This is a genomic window from Mesorhizobium qingshengii, from assembly GCF_027563465.1.
Lineage (GTDB): Bacteria > Pseudomonadota > Alphaproteobacteria > Rhizobiales > Rhizobiaceae > Mesorhizobium > Mesorhizobium qingshengii_A.
Map to the genome: position 1 here is coordinate 75694 of NZ_JAPFQA010000018.1, position 18168 is coordinate 93861.

The 18168-nt window shown below is 65.0% G+C and carries 15 protein-coding genes and 1 pseudogene; 7 read left to right on the forward strand and 9 right to left on the reverse strand.

Translation table 11 applies throughout. The features are described 5' to 3' along the window. Positions 1-118 precede the first annotated feature (118 nt). From OOJ09_RS27105 to OOJ09_RS27115, 3 genes are read left to right on the forward strand one after another with little or no spacing between them, the layout of a single operon-like run. Complete coding sequence (locus OOJ09_RS27105) at positions 119-622, forward strand: hypothetical protein (protein WP_269908136.1); 504 nt, start codon at positions 119-121, stop codon at positions 620-622. Between the two features lie 49 nt (positions 623-671). Continuing rightward, positions 672-1631, forward strand: coding sequence for a hypothetical protein (locus tag OOJ09_RS27110; protein WP_269908137.1), 960 nt, complete (start codon positions 672-674; stop codon positions 1629-1631). A gap of 3 nt (positions 1632-1634) precedes the next feature. Beyond that, the gene (locus tag OOJ09_RS27115) at positions 1635-3200 is read left to right on the forward strand and encodes a hypothetical protein (RefSeq protein ID WP_269908138.1); all 1566 of its coding nucleotides are present in this window, start codon (positions 1635-1637) and stop codon (positions 3198-3200) included. 42 nt (positions 3201-3242) lie between these two features. Here the strand turns inward: OOJ09_RS27115 and OOJ09_RS27120 are convergent, their stop codons facing one another. From OOJ09_RS27120 to OOJ09_RS27145, 6 genes are all read right to left on the reverse strand, one after another. Next, the gene (locus OOJ09_RS27120; protein WP_269908139.1) at positions 3243-4013 is read right to left on the reverse strand and encodes an exodeoxyribonuclease III; all 771 of its coding nucleotides are present in this window, start codon (positions 4011-4013) and stop codon (positions 3243-3245) included. A 284-nt stretch (positions 4014-4297) separates the two neighbouring features. Further along, positions 4298-4945: an alpha/beta fold hydrolase gene (locus OOJ09_RS27125; protein WP_269908140.1), complete on the reverse strand. Its 648-nt coding sequence runs from the start codon at positions 4943-4945 to the stop codon at positions 4298-4300. Positions 4946-5000: 55 nt separating this feature from the next. Next, positions 5001-6134 carry a tetratricopeptide repeat protein gene (locus OOJ09_RS27130; RefSeq protein ID WP_269908141.1) on the reverse strand — a complete coding sequence of 378 codons (1134 nt, stop codon included), beginning with the start codon at positions 6132-6134 and terminating at the stop codon, positions 5001-5003. Next, a complete protein-coding gene (locus OOJ09_RS27135; protein ID WP_269908142.1) occupies positions 6131-7036 on the reverse strand; it encodes a Ku protein in 906 nt (301 codons plus the stop codon). Before OOJ09_RS27135 ends, OOJ09_RS27130 begins: the two co-directional genes overlap by 4 nt. A gap of 400 nt (positions 7037-7436) precedes the next feature. Beyond that, positions 7437-9935, reverse strand: a complete 2499-nt coding sequence (gene ligD / locus OOJ09_RS27140; protein WP_269908143.1) for a DNA ligase D — start codon at positions 9933-9935, stop codon at positions 7437-7439. A 55-nt stretch (positions 9936-9990) separates the two neighbouring features. Then, positions 9991-10215 carry a hypothetical protein gene (locus OOJ09_RS27145; RefSeq protein WP_333474490.1) on the reverse strand — a complete coding sequence of 75 codons (225 nt, stop codon included), beginning with the start codon at positions 10213-10215 and terminating at the stop codon, positions 9991-9993. A 484-nt stretch (positions 10216-10699) separates the two neighbouring features. On the opposite strand from OOJ09_RS27145, the gene OOJ09_RS27150 reads away from it, so the two are divergent. Continuing rightward, positions 10700-11014: an EthD family reductase gene (locus OOJ09_RS27150; RefSeq protein ID WP_091585564.1), complete on the forward strand. Its 315-nt coding sequence runs from the start codon at positions 10700-10702 to the stop codon at positions 11012-11014. Positions 11015-11058: 44 nt separating this feature from the next. Here the strand turns inward: OOJ09_RS27150 and OOJ09_RS27155 are convergent, their stop codons facing one another. From OOJ09_RS27155 to OOJ09_RS27165, 3 genes are read right to left on the reverse strand one after another with little or no spacing between them, the layout of a single operon-like run. Beyond that, positions 11059-12285 (reverse strand): GNAT family N-acetyltransferase, encoded by a 1227-nt coding sequence (locus tag OOJ09_RS27155; RefSeq protein ID WP_420107550.1) that lies wholly within the window; start codon positions 12283-12285, stop codon positions 11059-11061. A 9-nt stretch (positions 12286-12294) separates the two neighbouring features. Next, entirely contained in the window at positions 12295-13608 is a 1314-nt protein-coding gene (locus OOJ09_RS27160) for a hypothetical protein (protein ID WP_269908145.1), read from the reverse strand. After that, complete coding sequence (locus OOJ09_RS27165; RefSeq protein ID WP_333474488.1) at positions 13605-14846, reverse strand: glycosyltransferase family 4 protein; 1242 nt, start codon at positions 14844-14846, stop codon at positions 13605-13607. Before OOJ09_RS27165 ends, OOJ09_RS27160 begins: the two co-directional genes overlap by 4 nt. Before the next feature lie 249 nt (positions 14847-15095). On the opposite strand from OOJ09_RS27165, the gene OOJ09_RS27170 reads away from it, so the two are divergent. From OOJ09_RS27170 to OOJ09_RS27180, 3 genes and pseudogenes are all read left to right on the forward strand, one after another. Then, positions 15096-16265: a DUF1972 domain-containing protein gene (locus tag OOJ09_RS27170; protein WP_269908146.1), complete on the forward strand. Its 1170-nt coding sequence runs from the start codon at positions 15096-15098 to the stop codon at positions 16263-16265. Then, a complete protein-coding gene (locus tag OOJ09_RS27175) occupies positions 16262-17527 on the forward strand; it encodes a glycoside hydrolase family 5 protein (protein ID WP_269908147.1) in 1266 nt (421 codons plus the stop codon). The genes OOJ09_RS27170 and OOJ09_RS27175 overlap by 4 nt, the downstream gene beginning before the upstream one ends. Positions 17528-17903: 376 nt before the next feature. After that, positions 17904-18168, forward strand: a pseudogene (locus OOJ09_RS27180) (hypothetical protein); the annotation flags it as partial.

The following is an 18168-nucleotide window of genomic DNA, read 5'->3' on the forward strand; positions in this document are numbered from 1 at the left end:
TGCGCCCCTGAGATTTTGTGCTTTCGACTTCCAGATTCTGCCTCCAAATATATGTCTTATCAAATATATGTCTTATCATGTATGGTTGGGGCTTGCTGAAGTCATAACGGGGGATGGCATGGTGGAACCTGGGAGCGGTCAAGGCGAGCACCACAATGAACCTGCGGCAGCCAATAAGACCGATGTCGTCGTGCCCGCTATGGCGAAGAAAAAGACTCCGACCATCGAATCCATCCATAGCAATGTCGAATGGGCCAACAATTACAGGTTGGAGCTGATCAAGCTTGTCATGACCCTGTCTGCGGGTGTTCTGGCTTTCACGGTTTCGTTTCGGCCCAGCCTGAAACAAGTCGATGAACCATTGCTTATGTGGATTGGCTGGGTCGGGCTCGGCCTCTCGGTGGTGGGCGGCATGATACACATGCAGGGATGGGACAGGTTCTACATCAGCTACCGCGATTTCGACTGGAAGGGGGAAGACGGAAAGGCCGCACGCAAGAAGATCAACTGCTGGCGCCAGTTCGGCATGGTGCTGCAGTATCTCGGCTTTGCGGCTGGCATTATCGCGATCGCGATCTTCTCGGCCTTGAATATCGGGAACGTGGCCCATCCCGGACCCTGAGTCCTGACGACGCGCAAAACCCGAGCCACCCCGGATCGAGGAGACGGCAATGGGCAAGGACCTGACGAAGACGGATTGGCCAGACAGGCTGACGGCCATGACGGTTGCGCCATTGCCGGTCGACCCAACCATATCGATTTATTTCAAGGCAAATATCGACGCCATCCGGGCCGCCCTTGCCGGGGTCGGACCAGATGTTCCCGGACTTGCGCGAAAGGACTTGCCGCGACACTCCGGGATGGGAGCCTCCATGGTCGCCAACATCTCGTCGGCGCATGTGCCGGCGGTCTGCGAGGCGAGCCTGAGGGGCGACGACCGGCCCTACAAGAACGGCTACGATCTGGCCAAATATCATGTCGGCAGCGAGACGCCGGACAGCGCTGGAAAGCTCCGTGAAATCGTCGACCGGGCACTGCCCGTTCCCGACGGCAAAACCCCGGCGGACCTCTATTTCGGCGCGATGGAGCTGAACGGTACCGGTGTCTATTTCTACGGCGACATCTGTCTTGTCCTCAAGACGGTGCCCGATGAAACGACCGTTCTGGCGAGCAACTCATATGATCTCGTGCGCGCGCCCTTGAAGAATGTGATCGAGGACGGACATGACCCGGACCAATGGCCGCAACGCCGGGCGGACGAAGCGCTGCGGATGTCGGGGAGCTGGGGGGACAGCCGGGATGCCATCGCCGCCGTCAAGGTGTTCTCCATTCTCGGCGTGCGGCCGCGCCGGCTCACCACCGGCCAGATCTCGGACGCGCTGCGTGTCGATGAGGATTATGTGGAAATCCTCAGGCTCGGCTCGTTCGGCACGCAGGACCTCTCGGAGGCTCGCGTCAGCGCGGCCGATGCCGCGTGTGAAGCCGGCATCGCGGACCGGCGGCGCATGGGGCCTGCCCCGCCGCTGGAGTCACAGATCTGGCGTGACCGTCGAAGGGTGGCCGAGAAGGAACTGCGCAAGTGCGCGGTGCCTGTCCGCATCGTCACCACCACGGGACGGGTGAAGGGGTAAGCCATGGACACCTGGCAGATCGATGCTCTGGACCCGCGCGGCGGCATCGCCTTTGCGAGCTGGCGAGAGTTCTCCTTGACGGACGAGGTTTCGGAACTGCGCGAAGCGCCCTGCGTGATGATCAGCGCCCCCTACTTTCGCCCCGAACCGGTCGCCAGCCGCGCATTGGCCCGCTCCGCTCCGCGCGGCTGTTTTCAGATCGGCGTCTTTGCCGGAGAGAGCGAAGTGTCGTTCACGACGCTGGAGGCGGTGGCCGAGTTCGTACGGCGGATCTATGTTCGCTCCGCCGGCAGCGACGGAATCGAGGGCGGAAGCACGCCGGTCCCGCCCAGGCCCGAGGGCGGCGGCTCGCCTTTGCCCGCCCTGCCGCTCGACCTCCCCTATGATCATATCCGCTCGGTGCCCGCGCACGCCGAGCCCGAGCCTGGGCTTCCCTGGTTCGATCCCGGACGCGGCGCGATGGACATAGTGGAACCGGGGCCCCCCGACATTCCAACGCTCCTGATGTCGTTCAAGGAACTGGCGCGGCATGAGCTCGACGGCCCCGTCAGCGGCGAACGGATGTCGTGGCGAGCGGACGGACAGGGTTCCATGGCCACGCCGCCGACCATCGGGTCCCTGACCCGCGCCGAGGACATTCTCGGCTGGGCGGCTCTGCTGCTGATGCATGAGATGCTCGAGCGTCTGCCCGCCGCGCGCCTTTTGGACGACCAGTTGCGCTGGCAGGAAGCGGCGAGAGGACTCGGCCAGACGATCGCGCGGCTTGGGCTATGGGACTGGCTGTTCGGTTGGTACGGATCCAAGACGCTGGAAAGCTGGGCCGACGCGATGCGGGATTCGCTCGGGTGGCCAAACGAAAGTCAGTTTGCATTGATCAGCGCCTTTCCGGACCTCAGCGATGATGTGCGCACCCGCATTTGCATGTGGCTGTTGTTCGGCGCGGCGCCCACCATGGATCACGACGATTGGATCGACTGGATCCGCCATGGCTGGGAAGCCGAAGCCGCTCAAAACAAAAGCGGCCGCCTCCAGATGGGTCCGCTCGGCCAGACGATCATGCCGGCAGACCCGCTTCACCTGCTGAAACTGACGCCCTTGCCTGCCCAGCTGGCATATATCGTGGCGGACGACGTCCAGCCTGACGCGACGCTCTACCATCTGCTGGCAGGGTCGACGGCCGCACCCGCGCGGTTGCTGGCTGATGATGCCAGGGACTCGTCGGCGGCCATCGCGCTGCTGTTGTTCGCCGCCTGTCTGATGGTTCTCGAGGATACCGACATGCAGGTCTCTTTCGGCAATTTCGGTGCCTGGGGAACGTCCCTATCTCCTCTGCAAAAACAACGGCTCGCCGATCTCATGACGTGGGCATGGGACTGGCTGTCGGGCTCGCTGCCCCGGCTCGCCTTTCCGCAAGCCGTCGAACAGATGATCACCGATGTGACGTCCTTGCGGTATGGCGACGGCTGGACCGATGGCGGCGTTCCCGCGCAGCCGAACCGCCCGCGCTCGCCACTGCATGGCGACCTCGCGCAAGAAGTGGCCGCTCAGGTTGCGTTCGGCGCTGCCTAGAGCACGTTTCGATCATATCGAACCAGAGGCAGGGCAGCGCCCTCACCTGACCTCCACCCACACCGGCGCATGGTCGCTGGCGCCGTCCTGCCCGCGCACGTCGCGGTCGATGCCGGCGGCTATAAGCCGGCGCGCCAGCGTCTTCGACAGCAATATGTGGTCCAGCCTCAAGCCCGCATCGCGCGGCCAGCGGTTCCGGCGGTAATCCCAGAACGTGTAGAGCGTTTCCTTCGGGTGCTTCTTGCGCAGCGCGTCCGTCCAGCCCTGCTCGATGAGCGCGGCGAAGGCCGCCCGGCTTTCCGGCTGCACCAGCGCGTTGTCGTCATAGGAGCGGGTGGGGTAGATGTCGCGCGGCTCGGGCACGATGTTGTAGTCGCCGGCCAGCACCACCGGCAGGCCGGTGTCGATGAGCTGTTCGGCATGCGCCTCGAGCCGTGCGTGCCAGGCGAGCTTGTACGGGAATTTCGGCCCCGGCTGCGGGTTGCCGTTCGGCGCATAGAGGCAGGCTATGACGATGCCGTTCACCGCCGCCTCGATGTAGCGGCTCTGCTTGTCGGCATCGTCGCCGGGCAAGGCATCGCGGGTCAGGACGGGTTCGGCGCCGCGCGAAAGGATGGCGACGCCGTTCCAGGTCGGCTCGCCCTTCCACACCGCGCCATAGCCCGCCGCCGCCAATGCGCTGCGCGGAAACTGCGTGTCGCGCGCCTTCAGCTCCTGCAGGCAGACGACATCGGGTTTTGCCGCCGCCAGCCACGCCAGAAGGTTTTCGAGCCGGCTGTTGATGTTGTTGATGTTGAAGGAGGCGAGTTTCATTGCGTGCATGAAAGCAGGAAGGCGAAGCGGGGGGCAAGAGGGGATGCGGCGCGCGGTGCTGGGCGAATGGCCAATGTCAGCGCTGCCCCTCATCCGCCTGCCGGCACCTTCTCCCCGCATAGTGACGGGGAGAAGGGAGCTGGCCGCAACGCCTCCGCCTTTTCTGCAACGCAAGCGATTGGCGAAAGCGGCGATGACCGCGTCTTTCTCCCCGTCCCTATACGGGGAGAAATGTCCGGCAGGACAATGAGGGGCGGCGCAAACGTCTCAGAAAGTGCGAAAACTCAACGCCCGCCCAGCCCGCCCGCCCAGTCCTTCACCGTCTCTGCCAGCGTTTTCAGATGATCGGCCGTCGAAAATCCCGAAATGCTCTTGCGCGGCTTGAGATCGTGGTCGCCATCCTCGAGCCAGACCACCTCGATCGCATCGGACAGCCCATAACCCGCAACCTCTTCCGGCGTACCGAACTCGTCGCGCGTGCCTTGAAAAATCAGCGTCGGCGTCTTCAGTCCCACCAGATGTTTTGTCCGCAATTGCTCGGGCTTGCCGGGCGGATGGAAGGGATAGCCGAGACACAGCAGGCCTGATATCTCGCCCTTGGCAAACATCTCGTCCGCCACCATCGAGGCAACGCGGCCGCCCATCGACTTGCCGCCGATGATGAGCTTACCCGCCACGCCTCTGGCCCGGAGGTCGGCGATCGCCTTGATGTATTCCGGGTTCACCGTCTCGGCGCGCGGCGGGGGCTTGCGGTGGCCATAGCGGCGGGCGGCCATGTAGTGGAATTCGAAGCGCGCCACCTGGAAGCCGGCGGCGGCAAAAGCCTTGGCGGTGGCGGTCATCGAAGGCGAATCCATCGACGCGCCGGCGCCATGCGCGAGCAGGATGGTGACGGGAGCGGTGTCGAAGCCGTCGAAGAGGAAGGTGGTCATGGGGCGGTCTTTCGAAACATGAACCTTCCAATCCTTCCAGAATCATGCTGCCAGACTATGCTTGCGCGGCGGCCGCGCCGCGCGCCAGCTGCATATCCACGAACTGCACCCCCTTGGCCGCCACCCCGGCCCATTCGGACTCCGCGTCGAGCTCGAGATACCGCACCCACAGCCGCCGTGCCTCCGGCAGATTGCCGGCGTCGAACTCCAGCCGTGCCAGGTTGAACACCGGATCGGCATAATTCTTGTCGAGCGCGATAGCCTTCTGCAGGTGCCGTCGCGCGGAGGCGTCGCGGCCTTGCTCGCTCATCAGCCCGGCGAGGTTGAACCAGGCTTCGACGAACGCAGGGTCGAGCTTTATCGCCCTTGCATAATCATGCGCGGCCTCGGCCGCGTGGCCGCCGGCGCGCAGGCAGTTGGCGCGGTTGAAGGCTGCGATGGCATCGCTCGGGTCAATGGCGAGGCAGCGCTGGTAGAGTGCGGCCGCCCCATCATGGTCGCCGCCCTCCTCCGCCGCTTCCGCCTCGGCAAACAGCTCTTCCAAAGTGTCGTCGCCGGTTGAACCGGCCATGCCCAGGTCGAACAGCAACTGCCCGTCGAGCTCGCTCTGGCCGCCTTCGAGATAGATCGCGTCGGGTCGCCCATGCTGCGAGCCGACATTGAGCGACTTGGCGGTCAGCGAAGCCACCGGGCCGGAGCGGTGCACCGAACGCGCGATCGCTCCCCAGGTCGCACCGCCGGCCACCAGCCCGGCATATTTGCGCGCCAGGATCAGGTCGCGGAAGGAATAGGGCTCTGCATCATGCTCGAACGCATCGAACAGCGAGAGCAGGTCGAGGTCGGCGCCCGGCAGCCGCGACTGCTCGATCAGCGATTGCCGCGACAGCGAGGAGGCCTCCGGCGCCTTCATCAGCCCGAGCAGGCGCAGGAAACCGTTCTCGCTGATCAGCGTCCGCCCGGCCGCGCGCTCGGCGGCAACGCGGCGTTCGATCCCGGCATCGCCGTTCTTGGTCAGCCCGGCCTTGGCGAGAAAAGTCCGGCCGAACACCACATGCGTGGTGCGCCTGGTGACGCCGCGCCGCAACTGGCCATGCTGGCGCTCGACTTCGCGCGCCGCCAGCCTCAGCGGAAACGCCGCCAGCGCGCCGATCGTACCGAAGACGGCCCCCGGGACGGCTTGTGCCGTCATTTCTTGCTCTTGCCGACCGCCTTGAGCAGATTGGCCTTCAGCGGATTTTCAGCAGCACCACCAGCTGCCGCCTTCTTGGCGGCGGGCTTGGCGGCCTCGTCTGTCTTGCTCTTGGACTTGGCCGGCGGCTTCGACTGCGACAGGCTCGCCTTCAGCGCGTCCATCAGGTTGATGACATTGCCGCGCTCGGGGGCGGCCGCGATGATCGGCTTGTGGCCCTTGAGCTTCTCGCGGATCATCGCCATCAGCGCGATCTCGTAGCGGTCTTCGTAGTTCTTCGGGTCGAAGGTGGTTTCCTTCTGCTTGATCAGCGCTTCGGCCAGTTCAAGCATTTCCGGGTCGGGCTTTCCGGCCGGAATATTTCCAAAATACTCAGCCGTGCCGCGCACTTCGTTCGGGTTCCTCAAAGTGCACACGAACATGCCGTTTTCGCGCGCGCCGATCGTCACCACCCGTTCGCGGCTGGACAGCACAAGGCGCGCGATTGCCAGCTTGCCGGATTTGCGCATGGCTTCGCGCAGCACGGCAAAAGTCTCTTCCGCCATCGCCCCATCCGGCGCCAGATAATAGGGCGCGTCCTGGTAGATGACGTCGACTTCGCCTTCGTCGACGAAGGCCTCGATGTTCATCGTGTGGTTGGATTCGATGCGCACCGCGTCGAGGTCGGCATCATCGATGATGATGTACTGCTTGTCCTCGTACTCATAGCCCTTGACCAGGTCCGAACGCTCGACCAACCCCAGCTCGGGGTCGACCGGCTTCATGTTGATGCGGTTGTGGGTCTTCTTGTGCAGCTGGTTGAACGAGATGCGCTCGCTCGTGGTCGTCGCCGGATAGAGCCGGACCGGACAGCTGACGAGGCTGAGCTTGAGGTAACCTTTCCAACTTGCCCTGGGCGCCATGAAACACTCCTACGCGGCCATGCACTGACATTTTTGACTGAGCATGATCTTACCCAAAAACCGGTTCCCACTTTTTGGGATCATGCTCTCTGCAGCGCTTTCGTCCGAAGGACGAACAAGGCTGCGCAAATCCTACACCGACCCCGCACGATACAGGCAAATCCCTGACGAAATCTTCCATCCCGCCGGAGGGGTCAGGGGCGGAGAATAATTCAAATTGTCGAAAGCGTCGATGGACCTTGGGTTCCTCGCCCCCGCGAAGGCGGGGGAGAGGTGGCTCGGCGAAGCCGAGACGGAGAGGGGGATGGCGCGAACCTATCCTTGGGCGGGCCTAGAGCCATCTTCCAACCGTCGGCGCAGCCCCCCTCTCCGTCCGCTTCGCGGCCACCTCTCCCCCGTTTCACGGGGGCGAGGAACCCAAGGTCTGAAAGGGCAAATCCCTCGCGAAATCCCCGATATCCGCCCATGGATCGCCCGAAGTCGCCAACAGTCCCGGCAGCGAGGAATAGTTCAGATCCTGCGGCGCATCGATGCTCTCCAGATCCGCCCAGCTCACCGGTGTCGAGGCCGGCAGGTTGGTGCGGGCGCGCAGGGAGTAAGGCGCCGCCGAGGTGTGGCCGCGCGCGTTGCGGTGATAGTCGATGAAGATGCGCTTCTTGCGGTTGTCCTTGCCCATGGTGGTGGTGAAGGTGTCGGGCGCGGTGGCCGCCAGATGCGTGGAAATGGCGCTGGTCGCCTGGTGCAGCTTCTTCCAGTTCTGCTTGGCGCTTACCGGCACGGTGATGTGGATGCCGCTGCCGCCGGACGTCTTGGCGAAGGGCACCAGCCCCAGACCCTCCAGTTCGGCCTTGATGTGCACCGCCGCCTCGACCACCTCGCGCCAGGAAATCCCCTCGCCCGGGTCGAGGTCGAAGACGATCTGGTCCGGTCTGTCGAGGCTGGTGCGATGCGTGCCCCAGGTGTGGAACTCGACGACGCCGAACTGCGCCAGCGCCAGATAGCCCTTGGCGCCTTCGACCGAGAGATAGGATTTGGTCTCGCCCTCCGAATTGGTGGCCTCGAACGTCACCACCGAGGGCGGCATGCCGGTGAAGGCATGGCGCTGGAAGAAGCAGTCCTTCGGCAGGCCGGTCGGGCAGCGCACCAGCGACACCGGGCGGCCGAGGATGTGCGGCAGCATGAAATCGCCGACCAGCGCGTAATAGACGGCGATGTCGAGCTTGGTCGGGCCGGTCTTGCCGAATAGCCGCCGCGTCGGGTTGGTCACCCAGATGGTGGCAAGGTCGGCCTCCGAGATCAGCCGCTTGCGTTTGGCCGACACCGGCGTCGACAGGCCGACATCGCGCAGGCCGCGAAACACCGCGTGGCGCAGCGCATTGTCCGCCGTGCGGTTGGCATAGTGGATGCGGGCCGAAAACAGTGGCTTCACCCAGTGCATCTCGCGCATCACTTCGCGCGGCGCGCCTTCTGGCGCCGTCGCCCCTGACGTGAGCGGCTCCAGCCGCGCCAGAAGGTCGGCGGCCGTGTCGCGGTCGAAGCCCGTGCCGACCTTGCCGCGATAATGCAGCTCGCCCTCCTCGAATTCGGCAAGGCCGAGTGCCGCCAGCCCCTCCGCCGCGTCGGAGACCGTATAGCCGGCGATGACGAAGTCGCCGTTTTTTAGCGCCTTGGTCTTCGTCCAGCTCTTGGTGCGGCCACTCTGGTAGATCGCGGTCGCCCGCTTCGAAACCACTCCTTCCAGCCCCATATCCGACGCCTGGTCGTAGAGCCCCTGCCCGGAGCCCTCGACATGGTCGGAGAACTGGATGGCGGAATTGGCGCCGAGGCCGGCGAGCAGCTCGGCCAGCAGCGCCTTGCGCCGGACGAGCGGCGTTTTCGTCAGGTCCCAGCCGTCGAGATGCAGAAGATCGAAGGCGTAGAAATGCAGCTTGCTGCCGGCGCCTTCGGCCAGCGCGTCCTGCAGCAGCGCGAAACGGCTGATGCCCTTGGCGTCGAGCACGACGATCTCGCCGTCGATGATGGCGTCGCGGCACGGCAGTTTGGCGAAGGCATGCGGGAGGTCGCCATAGCGCTTCGTCCAGTCGATGCCGCCACGGGTGATCAGCCGCACCTCTCCATCGGAGACATGCGCCATGGTGCGGTAGCCGTCGAACTTGATCTCGTGCAGCCAGACCTCTTTGGTGTCCTCGCCATCGGGCGGCTTGGGCACCTGTGTCGCCAGTTGCGGTTCGATGCGGCTGAGCGCCGGCGCCTTGAAGGCGCCCGGCAGCGTGCCGGGCTTCAGCGACCCCGGTTTGGGCCTGGGTTTGGCGGCCGGCTTTGGCGGCGCCACCAGCTCCTCGATGCGCAATCCGGATTTGACGCTTTCCGGCCGCGCTTCGAGGATGTCGAGCTTGGCGTCGGCGGCAAGGTCGCGCTCCTTGAACAGCAGCCAGTTCTTCTTGTTCTCGTCCTCGCCGGGCTTTGGCTTCAGCCGCGTCAGCATCCAGCCGCCATTGAGCTTCTCGCCGGCCAGCCGGAACTTGAAGGCGCCGGTGCGCAGGCTCTTCTCGACATCGTCCATCGGCGCCCAGCTGCCGGTGTCCCAGACGATCATCGGCCCGCCGCCATATTCGCCCTCGGGAATGACGCCCTCGAAGTCGATATATTCGAGCGGATGATCCTCGGTCTCGACCGCCAGCCTTTTGTCAGCCGGGTTGAGCGAGGGCCCGCGCGGCACCGCCCAGCTCTTCAGCACGCCGCCGACCTGCAGGCGCAGATCATAGTGATCGGCGGTGGCGTGATGCTTGTGCACGACGAAGCGGTTGCCTTCGTCGGCGGCCAATCCGCCGGCCGGCTCCGGCGTCTTCGAGAATTCGCGCTTGGCGCGATAGGTCTGGAGTTTGGGAGGGGTCGTCATGGCATACGCGAAGGAATGAGACGCACGTCAAGGACCGCCGCGCTCTTCCTGAACCTCAATCGTCGGTGGCCGGCGTCAGTTCGAGCTCGGCCGGCGACAGCCCCTGCCGCAGCTGGGCGAGCCGGAATTCGTCGACCCAGTAGGCCTCGCCTTCGACCAGCACGCGTGCCTGGTAGGCGCCGGCCGAAAAACTCTGCGCGGTGATGTAGACCTTGTGGCGGTCGAGCGCCTTGCGTACCGCCGCGCGCTTCGAATTCTGGCCGATGACGGGACTGAACATGACGCTGCCCTCGGTCGCCCTGACACGCAACACAGCCGCTTCCGCAGCCTGGCGACTGGGCTCAAGGATGACGGAGACACGCCGTCCTGTCAATTTGGGGTGGCCTGCAAATGCGGCACGACCTCCCGACGAAGTTGCGGGCGGCCCAAACCGGGGCTGTTTTCAGCTTGCCGGCCTGGAACCACCCGCCCGCCTTGCGTCCTTCCCAAGACAGGACACAAGATAGGCGCATCGACGCCAATTCACCTTGACTTGGATCAAGTGCCCTCGAGGTCGCGCCCCTGACAGGCGGGCGCCACCGCGCCGGGCCATGCTCACGCGGGCCGGTCGCGCACGGATGGCGCGTGCCAATACCATGAGCCGCCGGCGCCCTGTCGTTGGCGCCGCGAAAAACCTGCCGCTGTCGAAATCCGCTCCCCGCGAACGACATTGGTGCGGCGCCGACCAACATCGCGGCGCCGATCACACCTCAGAGAGCACCATCATGGCCAAAATGCTTGTCATCTACAAAACCCCTGCCGATCCTGCCGCCTTCGACCGGCACTATTTCGACATCCATCTGCCGCTCGCGAAACAACTTCCCGGCCTGCGCCGCTACGATGTCAGCAAGCGGCCGATCGTGAGCCTCTCGCCGGGCGAGATACCCTACATCGTCGCGACCCTCTATTTCGACAGCCTGGACGCCATTCGTGCGGCTTTTGCGAGCGAGATCGGCAAGGCCTGCGCCGTCGACCGGCGCAAATACGCGCCTGAAGACGACGACGTGATGATGCTGCTTTTCGATTCGGAGGCGATGTGACGCGTCGGTTCGCTGGTACGGGCACGGGAACCGATGCGAGCGCTTCAGCTCTTCAATCGCCGCAAGCCGCGCACCAGTCCCTGGCCGGCCTTGAACAGGCGCGGGTTGGAGCGCACGAAAAGCTCGGCCCGCTCGCGAAGCGCCGCGACGGCGGCCACGCCCTTGCCCAGCGGCGTCAGCGTTTCGTCGATCTTGGCCAGGACCGAGCTCTCGGCGCCGAACTGTTCCTTGTAGGGCTGACTGCCGACCGACAGGTCGAAATAGTCGAAGCCCTGCCGGAGTGCCCATTCCATCAGCCTGCCGATGATCGCCAGGCCCGGTGAGGCGTTGACCACCACCTCCTGGTCTATTCCGATCAGGATGGCATGCAAGGTGCCTTGCCGGGCCAGCGTGTACTGGCCGGCGACCCAATCCTCGCCGGCGCGCAACCCGAAGACGCGCACCGATCCGTCGGACAGGCCCTGAAGCGCCGCGTTTCGGTAGAAATCGACGACCGCCGGCTGCGCCAGCAGGTCGAAACGCCCCAGTTGCCGAAAGCGCCGGAGCCGCATCTCGACCAGCGCGCCGAAGATGAGCTCCACCAGGGCCGGCGTGTTGGCCTCGACCAGATCCACGCTGCCGTGCCGTTCAAGCCGGCGCCAGTCCTTGTTGAAGGTTTTGACAAAGGACGGCCTGCCATGGCGCTTGATCAGGGTCTCCGGATCGCCCTCCAGAACGAGCCCGGAGGTGATGAGGCTGGAATCGGCGGCGAAGGCCAGCATCGCCAGTGGATTGCCCACGCCGTGAATCTCGCGCGGAATTCCCGTGATATGGATGCGGTCCGCCGGCGGCAGGACGGATCGGATCGCCGCCCATGCCGCCTCGGCGGCTTGCCGGGTCCAGGGGCTCCTGTCCGCCAGCAGCGGCGCGGAATAGTCGCAGACGCCGCAGCTCAGCCATTCGATCACCCGATGTCCGAACCTCGAGCTCCGCATCAGCGGCATCAGCATCTTGAGTTCGCCGGTACCGGCGTCGGTCACTTCCACGACAAGCAGTTCGGCGCCCTCGGGCATCAGCCGTTTGGCGATCCCCTCGGCCCACGCATAGGATTGATGGGCGGTGCATACGCCCTCGGCCTGGCACCGCAGCCAGAGCGGCATGACTGTTTCCAGGCTGGTGTGCAGCCGAGCCGTGTAGACGCCTCCGGCAACGCCTGTGCCGTGGCCCAGGACCTGGCCGCCAGGTGTCGGCGCGCCAGTTGCGGGCGCTGTCGCCATTGTCGGGATCGACATGTCCGTCACCTATCTTTTTCCCGTGGCGAGCGGGATGTGTCCGGCCCGTCGCCACGACGTTGGCTGGCCATCATGGCGGTCGTCCCTCGGCTCGAGCGCCCGCATGTGGCGGCGTGCGAAATACCATGAGGCCAGAAGCACGACGATCTCGGAGGCAGCGGCCCCGGCGAGCGACCACGGCGGAGACGCGATCGCCAGCAGGATGGCGATCAGGACCAGTCCGACGATCGCGCCGGCCGTCGTGATGAAGGCGACCATCCGGAAATCGCCGAGGATCTCGAGGATGACGCGGGGCATGATGTAGAGCATGATCGGCACATAGTTCGCGATCGCCAGGAGCCCGATGAAGCCTATCGAGGCGTCCGCGAGGGCCTGGGATTTTATCATCGGCAAGACGAACAGGATGCCAACTCCGTAGACGAGGCTGCCGAGCCCCATCACCAGGGCCCATATCTTGGCCTGCGTCCAGACGCGGCCGACTTCGTTCTTCGCCATCAGCTTCGCGAGTTCCGGCTGGATCATGTTCATGAAAGCGAGGCTGACGATGCGCAGCGGGCCAAACAGCACGAGAACCGCCGCCAGTGGCGCGTAAGCGGCCGGTCCGGCAATGCCCGCGACCAGCAGCGCCAGGCACTGCCCCTGGATGTTGGTGGTGGTGGCGCTGAACCCCGACCAGCGCAGCTGGGGCCAGAGCCTGGCGTAACGGCGCCGGGCCGGCATGCGGAAGCTGACGCGAAGCGTCCGGCGCGCCAGCCGCACCAGCACGACGATGCCGATCAAGTTGGCCGCCGCCAGTGCATAGAACACCGCCTGCAGCACATCAGCGGCCACCCAGATCGCCAGCGCGGTCAACGCGGCGCCCGCGACCGTGAAGACGAAGTCGCTGATGGAGACAATCATCTGCTGGCGGCGCGCGAAGAATGCCGTGCGCATATAACTGCGCAGCGACCAAGCGCCGACGAAGCAGCCAGCGGCGACACCGCTTGCTTCTCCCCAAAGCTGCATCAGCAGCGCCGTGGCGGCGGCCATCACCAGCGCCACGACCAGCGCCGCCGTTCCGAAAGTGACATCGTGTGCGTCGACGCCGGCGCTGTTGGTGCTCTTGCCCATCCATATGCTGGCGGGCACGGCGGTCAGCGACCGGATATAGGACAGGCCGACGCCCCCCATCACCATGGCGATGGCGAAGATGCCGTAGCCTTGCGCCGACAGCACATGCAGCAGCGCGATGTTCAGCGCGAAATGAAAGCCGCTCTGCATGGCCTCGCCGCCGATCATCAGCACGAGACGCCGGAGCAGATGGGCGGGAAACGCGAACTTCACGAACTGGTCTCCGCTTCGCGGGCGGCATGCGCCCGGCCAGGCTTCGCCAGCGCCGACCTCAGCTTGTCCGTGGCGATCGCCGCGATCGCCGCCGCCGCCACCTGCTCGCTGAAGATCTCCTCGTATCGCGACCGCCCCGCGGCGACGAAACCACGCCAGGCGTCCGGCCGCAGGATGATCTCCCGCAGTTTGCCGGCCAGCGCCGCGGCATCGCCCGGCGGAACATGCCAGCCCGTCTTGCCATCGATGACGACTTCCACCAGCCCGCCGATCGCCGACACCAGCGGCGGACGGCCATGGGCCATTGCCTCGATGGCGACACGACCCAGCGATTCCGGACGCCGCGACGGCACGGTGACGATGTCGGCCCAGCGGTAATGCTCCGAGGGGTCCGGCACGAAAGGCAACACGCTGACGCGTTCGGCCAGGCCCATGCTCTCGACCAGTTCGGCCAGCGCGCGCTCGCGCTCGGCGCTTTCGAAGGCGCCGCCGACCAGCCGCACCTCGATCCTCGACCGCAATTCCGGTGGCATCGAAGCGATCGCCTCCAGCAGGACTTCCTGGCCCTTGATCCTGTTGACGCGGCCGAGCAGCAACACCCGCAACGGGCGCTTGCCGTCATAGGTCATCGCTTCGGCGGCCGCCGGCCCGGCGACACCGTTGTAGACGACATGCGTGCGCGAGCCCCTGGGATCGCCGAACGCGGCGCGCGTCGCGCGCGAGTTGAAGATGAGATCCGCATGGCTCCAGCGCATCAGGCCGACCAGCACCCGGCGCATGGCGCCTTCGGGGATCTCGTGGATATGCAGGACAGCCTTGCCGGGGACGAAGCGCGCGGCCAGCGCGTAATCGGCCACGATCGAGGTGTTGATATAGGTGAGATCGCAATCCCTGAGGCGGCGCCATGCCCTCAGCACCGCCATCGGCAGCCGCGCCATCTCGACCGTCGCCAGGCGCAGTATGGCTTGGCGCCTCAGCACCCAGAGCGGTTCGAAGACGATCCGGCTGGCATGGCCCTCCAGGATTTGCACGATCGGCCCGCTGCGCGGCAGCACCACTTCGATGTCGGCCGACGGAAACGCGGCGCGCAGCGCAGCGACGCTCTCCGCGAAACTGCGGTCGGAACCATAGAGTTCATATCCCTGATGAACGCAGGCAATCCGCATCTTTGTATCCCGCCAGGTGCCGCAACCATCGCGCTGACCGGTGGCGTGCTGGAACCTTGTCGCAAGAACCATGCCTGGTCGATCCGTCCGGCCGCCGGACGCCAAATCCCTGGCAATGCCTCGTTTCGACACAGATGCGCACAGAAGGGTTGACCGATAATGAAACAACCACCGGGTTCAATACAGTTTTTTTACAACCCGGCGCGATGATCATCCGCCCGGACGCCGAAATCGGGAGATGGCACGGAAGTTGCGCTTCCGCTTCCTGATGATGCAGCAGTCGCTAATATGCATGGAACCCATCCGAAAGTGCCGCCGGCCATGAAACCAGAGACGCCCGCCATTCTGATCCTGGGCACGCGCGGCATACCGGCGGCCCATGGCGGCTTTGAAACCTTCGCCGAGAGACTGGCTCTTTTTCTCGCCGCGAGAGGCTGGAAGGTCGGCGTCTACTGCCAGCAGGAGGTCGACCGGATCGGGCAGAGGGTGCGCAGCGAAACCTGGCGCGGCATCGAGCTCATCCATGTCGAGGTCGCCTCCAAGGGGCCGCGCGCGACACTGGAATTCGACTGGCAATGCGCCCGCGACGCCGCCAGGCGGCCGGGCGTCTGCCTCGTCCTCGGCTACAATGGCGGGATCTTCCTGACCTGGCTCAGGCTGATGCGGCGCAAGATCATCACCAACATGGACGGCATCGAGTGGCGCCGCCCCAAATGGGGGATGGCGGCGCGCACCTGGTTCTGGCTCAACGAATGGATTGCCGCCTGGACCTCGCATCGCCTGGTCGCCGATCATCCCGCGATCGCAGACCATCTGGCGACGCGCCGGCCGCGCAGCGCCATCGCCACCATCGCCTATGGCGCCGATCCGGTGACATCGGCGCCCGAGGCGCCGGTTCGGGCGCTCGGCCTCGAGCCCGGGCGCTACCTGATCTCGATCGCGCGCATCGAACCCGACAACAACATCCTGCCCATCGTCGAAGCCTTTTGCAGCCGCAAGCGCGACATGAAGCTGGTGGTGCTGGGCACGCTTTCCGACCAAATCCCCTATCACGTCGCCGTCCGCAAGGCGGCGAATGGCTCGGTGGTTCTGCCGGGCGCCATCTACGACCAGGAAATTGTGAAGGCGCTGCGCTACCACGCGCGCGCCTATCTGCACGGCCACACGGTCGGCGGCACAAACCCGTCGCTGGTCGAGGCGCTTGCCGCCGGCAACATGGTGATCGCGCACGACAATCCCTACAACAGGTGGACCGCCGGGGCTGCCGCCATCTATTTCACCGATACCGGCAGCTGCGCCGAGCGGATGCAACAGGCGCTGGACGACGACGCCCTGGTCGCGGCCTGCGGCAAGGCCGCCAGGGCGCGTGCCAATGAGGCCTTCCGCTGGGAGGACGTCCTGCTTGCCTACGAGCGTGAAGCCTACCGCTTGCTCGGCATGACCGCCGCCGAGGCCGTCGCGATCGATCGTCCATCGCCCGGCACCGCATGACGGGCTGGTCGCGCCGTCGGGTCCTCAAGGCGGCGCTGTCCACGGCGGCAGCACTTGGCTTCGCCCCGATCGCGCCGTCCGCCCGCGCAGCCGCCGAGGCACCGCATTTTCGGCGTGGCGTCAACGCCTGGCCGTGGTTCTCGCTGACACGTGAATTTCCAGCACCCCGCACCGATTACGCCTGGCCGCCATTCCAGTCGCAACGGCCGGTTCCGACACCGGCCGATCTGCGCCGGTTGCGCGCCACCGGGCTGGATTTCATCCGCCTGCCCGTCGATCCCGGCCCCTTCCTGGCGGCCGACACCACGTCCCGCGGCCAGTTGCTGGACATGCTGGACAAGGCCGTCACCGCGACGCTCGACGCCGATCTCGGCATCATCGTCAACGTGCAGGCCAACGGCGCCACCCACTATTGGAACCCTGACCGCATGGTCTCCAGCACCGCCGCGCCCGCCTTCGATCTCTACCGGGGGCTGATCGGCGAGCTTGCCGGCAGGCTGGAGCGGTTCCAGCCGGGCAAGGTGGCGCTCGAGCCGGTCAACGAACCGCCGCAGGCCTGCGCGTCCAACGTCTGGTCGCAGGTCCAGCACGCGCTTCTGACCGCGGCAAGGGCATCGTCCGCGACCCTGCCGCTGGTCGTCACCGGCGGCTGCGGCTCGATGGTCGGCGGGTTGACCGCGCTCGATCCGGCGCCGCTGTCGCCATTCGAGCCGATCCTGTTCACCTTCCATTTCTACGAACCCTATCTGTTCAGCCACCAGGGCGCGCCGTGGATGCGCGAGCCTGTCTACCGTTCGCTCAACAACGTGCCATGGCCGGCATCCGCCGGCTCGTTGGAAGGAACGCTGGCGTCCGTCAGGGCGCGCATGGCTAAGGACACCGAAACGACCGGCGAGGCCAAGCGCGCCGCCTATGCGCAAACCGAGCGCGTGCTGAAGGTCTATTTCGACGCCCAGCCCGACCGGGGCTTCGTCGACAAATATCTTCGCCAGGTTCGCGCCTGGGGCGACGCCCATGGCCTTGCGCCGGAACGCATCGTCATGGGCGAGTTCGGCGCGCTGCGCACCGACGCCCGCTACGTGGCCGCGCCCAACCCCGATCGCGCGCGCTACATCGCCGACGTGCGCCAGGGCGCCGAGGATCTCGGCTTTGCCTGGGCATTCTGGAACCTCTTCGATGGCATGGGGATGATGGACGACGCCACGCGCGCCCTGGACCCCGCCATCATCGACGCGCTTGGCCTGACCATGCCGGCGGATTAGGGTCAAAACCCGATCACTCCGAACGAGTTCGACCCGAAGTCGACTTATGTCTTCCACTGTCTTCCACGAAGCGAACGCCAACTTTGCACCTCGCTCCAGCCGTTCATCCACTTTAAAGGAATTCCTGAAAGCGGACGGACTGTTCAGTAGCCCGACGCCCGCATCGAGTTCAGACGAGTTGACATAGCCCAGCGAGTTCGTCCGAATGATAGCATTCGCACCCTGAAGGTGTAGGAAAGCAGGTAATTTGTGGAGAACTCAACTCAACCTTCGTCTCAAAATAGTGAATCCGCGCCACCTGGCTCCAAGCCATAAACTCTTGCAATGTCTCGGCTTAAATTCCGGAGCCAGTCTACATCAATCCAATGGACCTCTAATGAGTGCACGGCTATCGACGGCCATTCGGATAGGGGAAGCAGCAAAGGCGATTCTTCGAAAAACACAGAGCTTTCCAGGCCCAGAATTCAGAGAGCTTGCAGATCCGAGCGACCGCGAACACGTCGGTGTTGAACCGATGCTTTTAGCGCTATCGATGGAGTTGGCGCTCAAAGCGTGGTTCGTTTTCGACCACGATGATCCAAAAGTTGTCAAATCGCACAACCTCGTGAAGCTGTTTGACAGCCTAAAGCCCGAAAGCCAAG

Bases quoted from the DNA above. Each gene is read 5' to 3' on its own strand.
- OOJ09_RS27105 (WP_269908136.1), top strand. From the start codon at position 119: ATGGTGGAACCTGGGAGCGGTCAAGGCGAGCACCACAATGAACCTGCG.
- OOJ09_RS27110 (WP_269908137.1), top strand. From the start codon at position 672: ATGGGCAAGGACCTGACGAAGACGGATTGGCCAGACAGGCTGACGGCC.
- OOJ09_RS27115 (WP_269908138.1), top strand. From the start codon at position 1,635: ATGGACACCTGGCAGATCGATGCTCTGGACCCGCGCGGCGGCATCGCC.
- OOJ09_RS27120 (WP_269908139.1), bottom strand. From the start codon at position 4,013: ATGAAACTCGCCTCCTTCAACATCAACAACATCAACAGCCGGCTCGAA.
- OOJ09_RS27125 (WP_269908140.1), bottom strand. From the start codon at position 4,945: ATGACCACCTTCCTCTTCGACGGCTTCGACACCGCTCCCGTCACCATC.
- OOJ09_RS27130 (WP_269908141.1), bottom strand. From the start codon at position 6,134: ATGACGGCACAAGCCGTCCCGGGGGCCGTCTTCGGTACGATCGGCGCG.
- OOJ09_RS27135 (WP_269908142.1), bottom strand. From the start codon at position 7,036: ATGGCGCCCAGGGCAAGTTGGAAAGGTTACCTCAAGCTCAGCCTCGTC.
- ligD (WP_269908143.1), bottom strand. From the start codon at position 9,935: ATGACGACCCCTCCCAAACTCCAGACCTATCGCGCCAAGCGCGAATTC.
- OOJ09_RS27145 (WP_333474490.1), bottom strand. From the start codon at position 10,215: ATGTTCAGTCCCGTCATCGGCCAGAATTCGAAGCGCGCGGCGGTACGC.
- OOJ09_RS27150 (WP_091585564.1), top strand. From the start codon at position 10,700: ATGGCCAAAATGCTTGTCATCTACAAAACCCCTGCCGATCCTGCCGCC.
- OOJ09_RS27155 (WP_420107550.1), bottom strand. From the start codon at position 12,285: ATGTCGATCCCGACAATGGCGACAGCGCCCGCAACTGGCGCGCCGACA.
- OOJ09_RS27165 (WP_333474488.1), bottom strand. From the start codon at position 14,846: ATGGTTCTTGCGACAAGGTTCCAGCACGCCACCGGTCAGCGCGATGGT.
- OOJ09_RS27170 (WP_269908146.1), top strand. From the start codon at position 15,096: ATGAAACCAGAGACGCCCGCCATTCTGATCCTGGGCACGCGCGGCATA.
- OOJ09_RS27175 (WP_269908147.1), top strand. From the start codon at position 16,262: ATGACGGGCTGGTCGCGCCGTCGGGTCCTCAAGGCGGCGCTGTCCACG.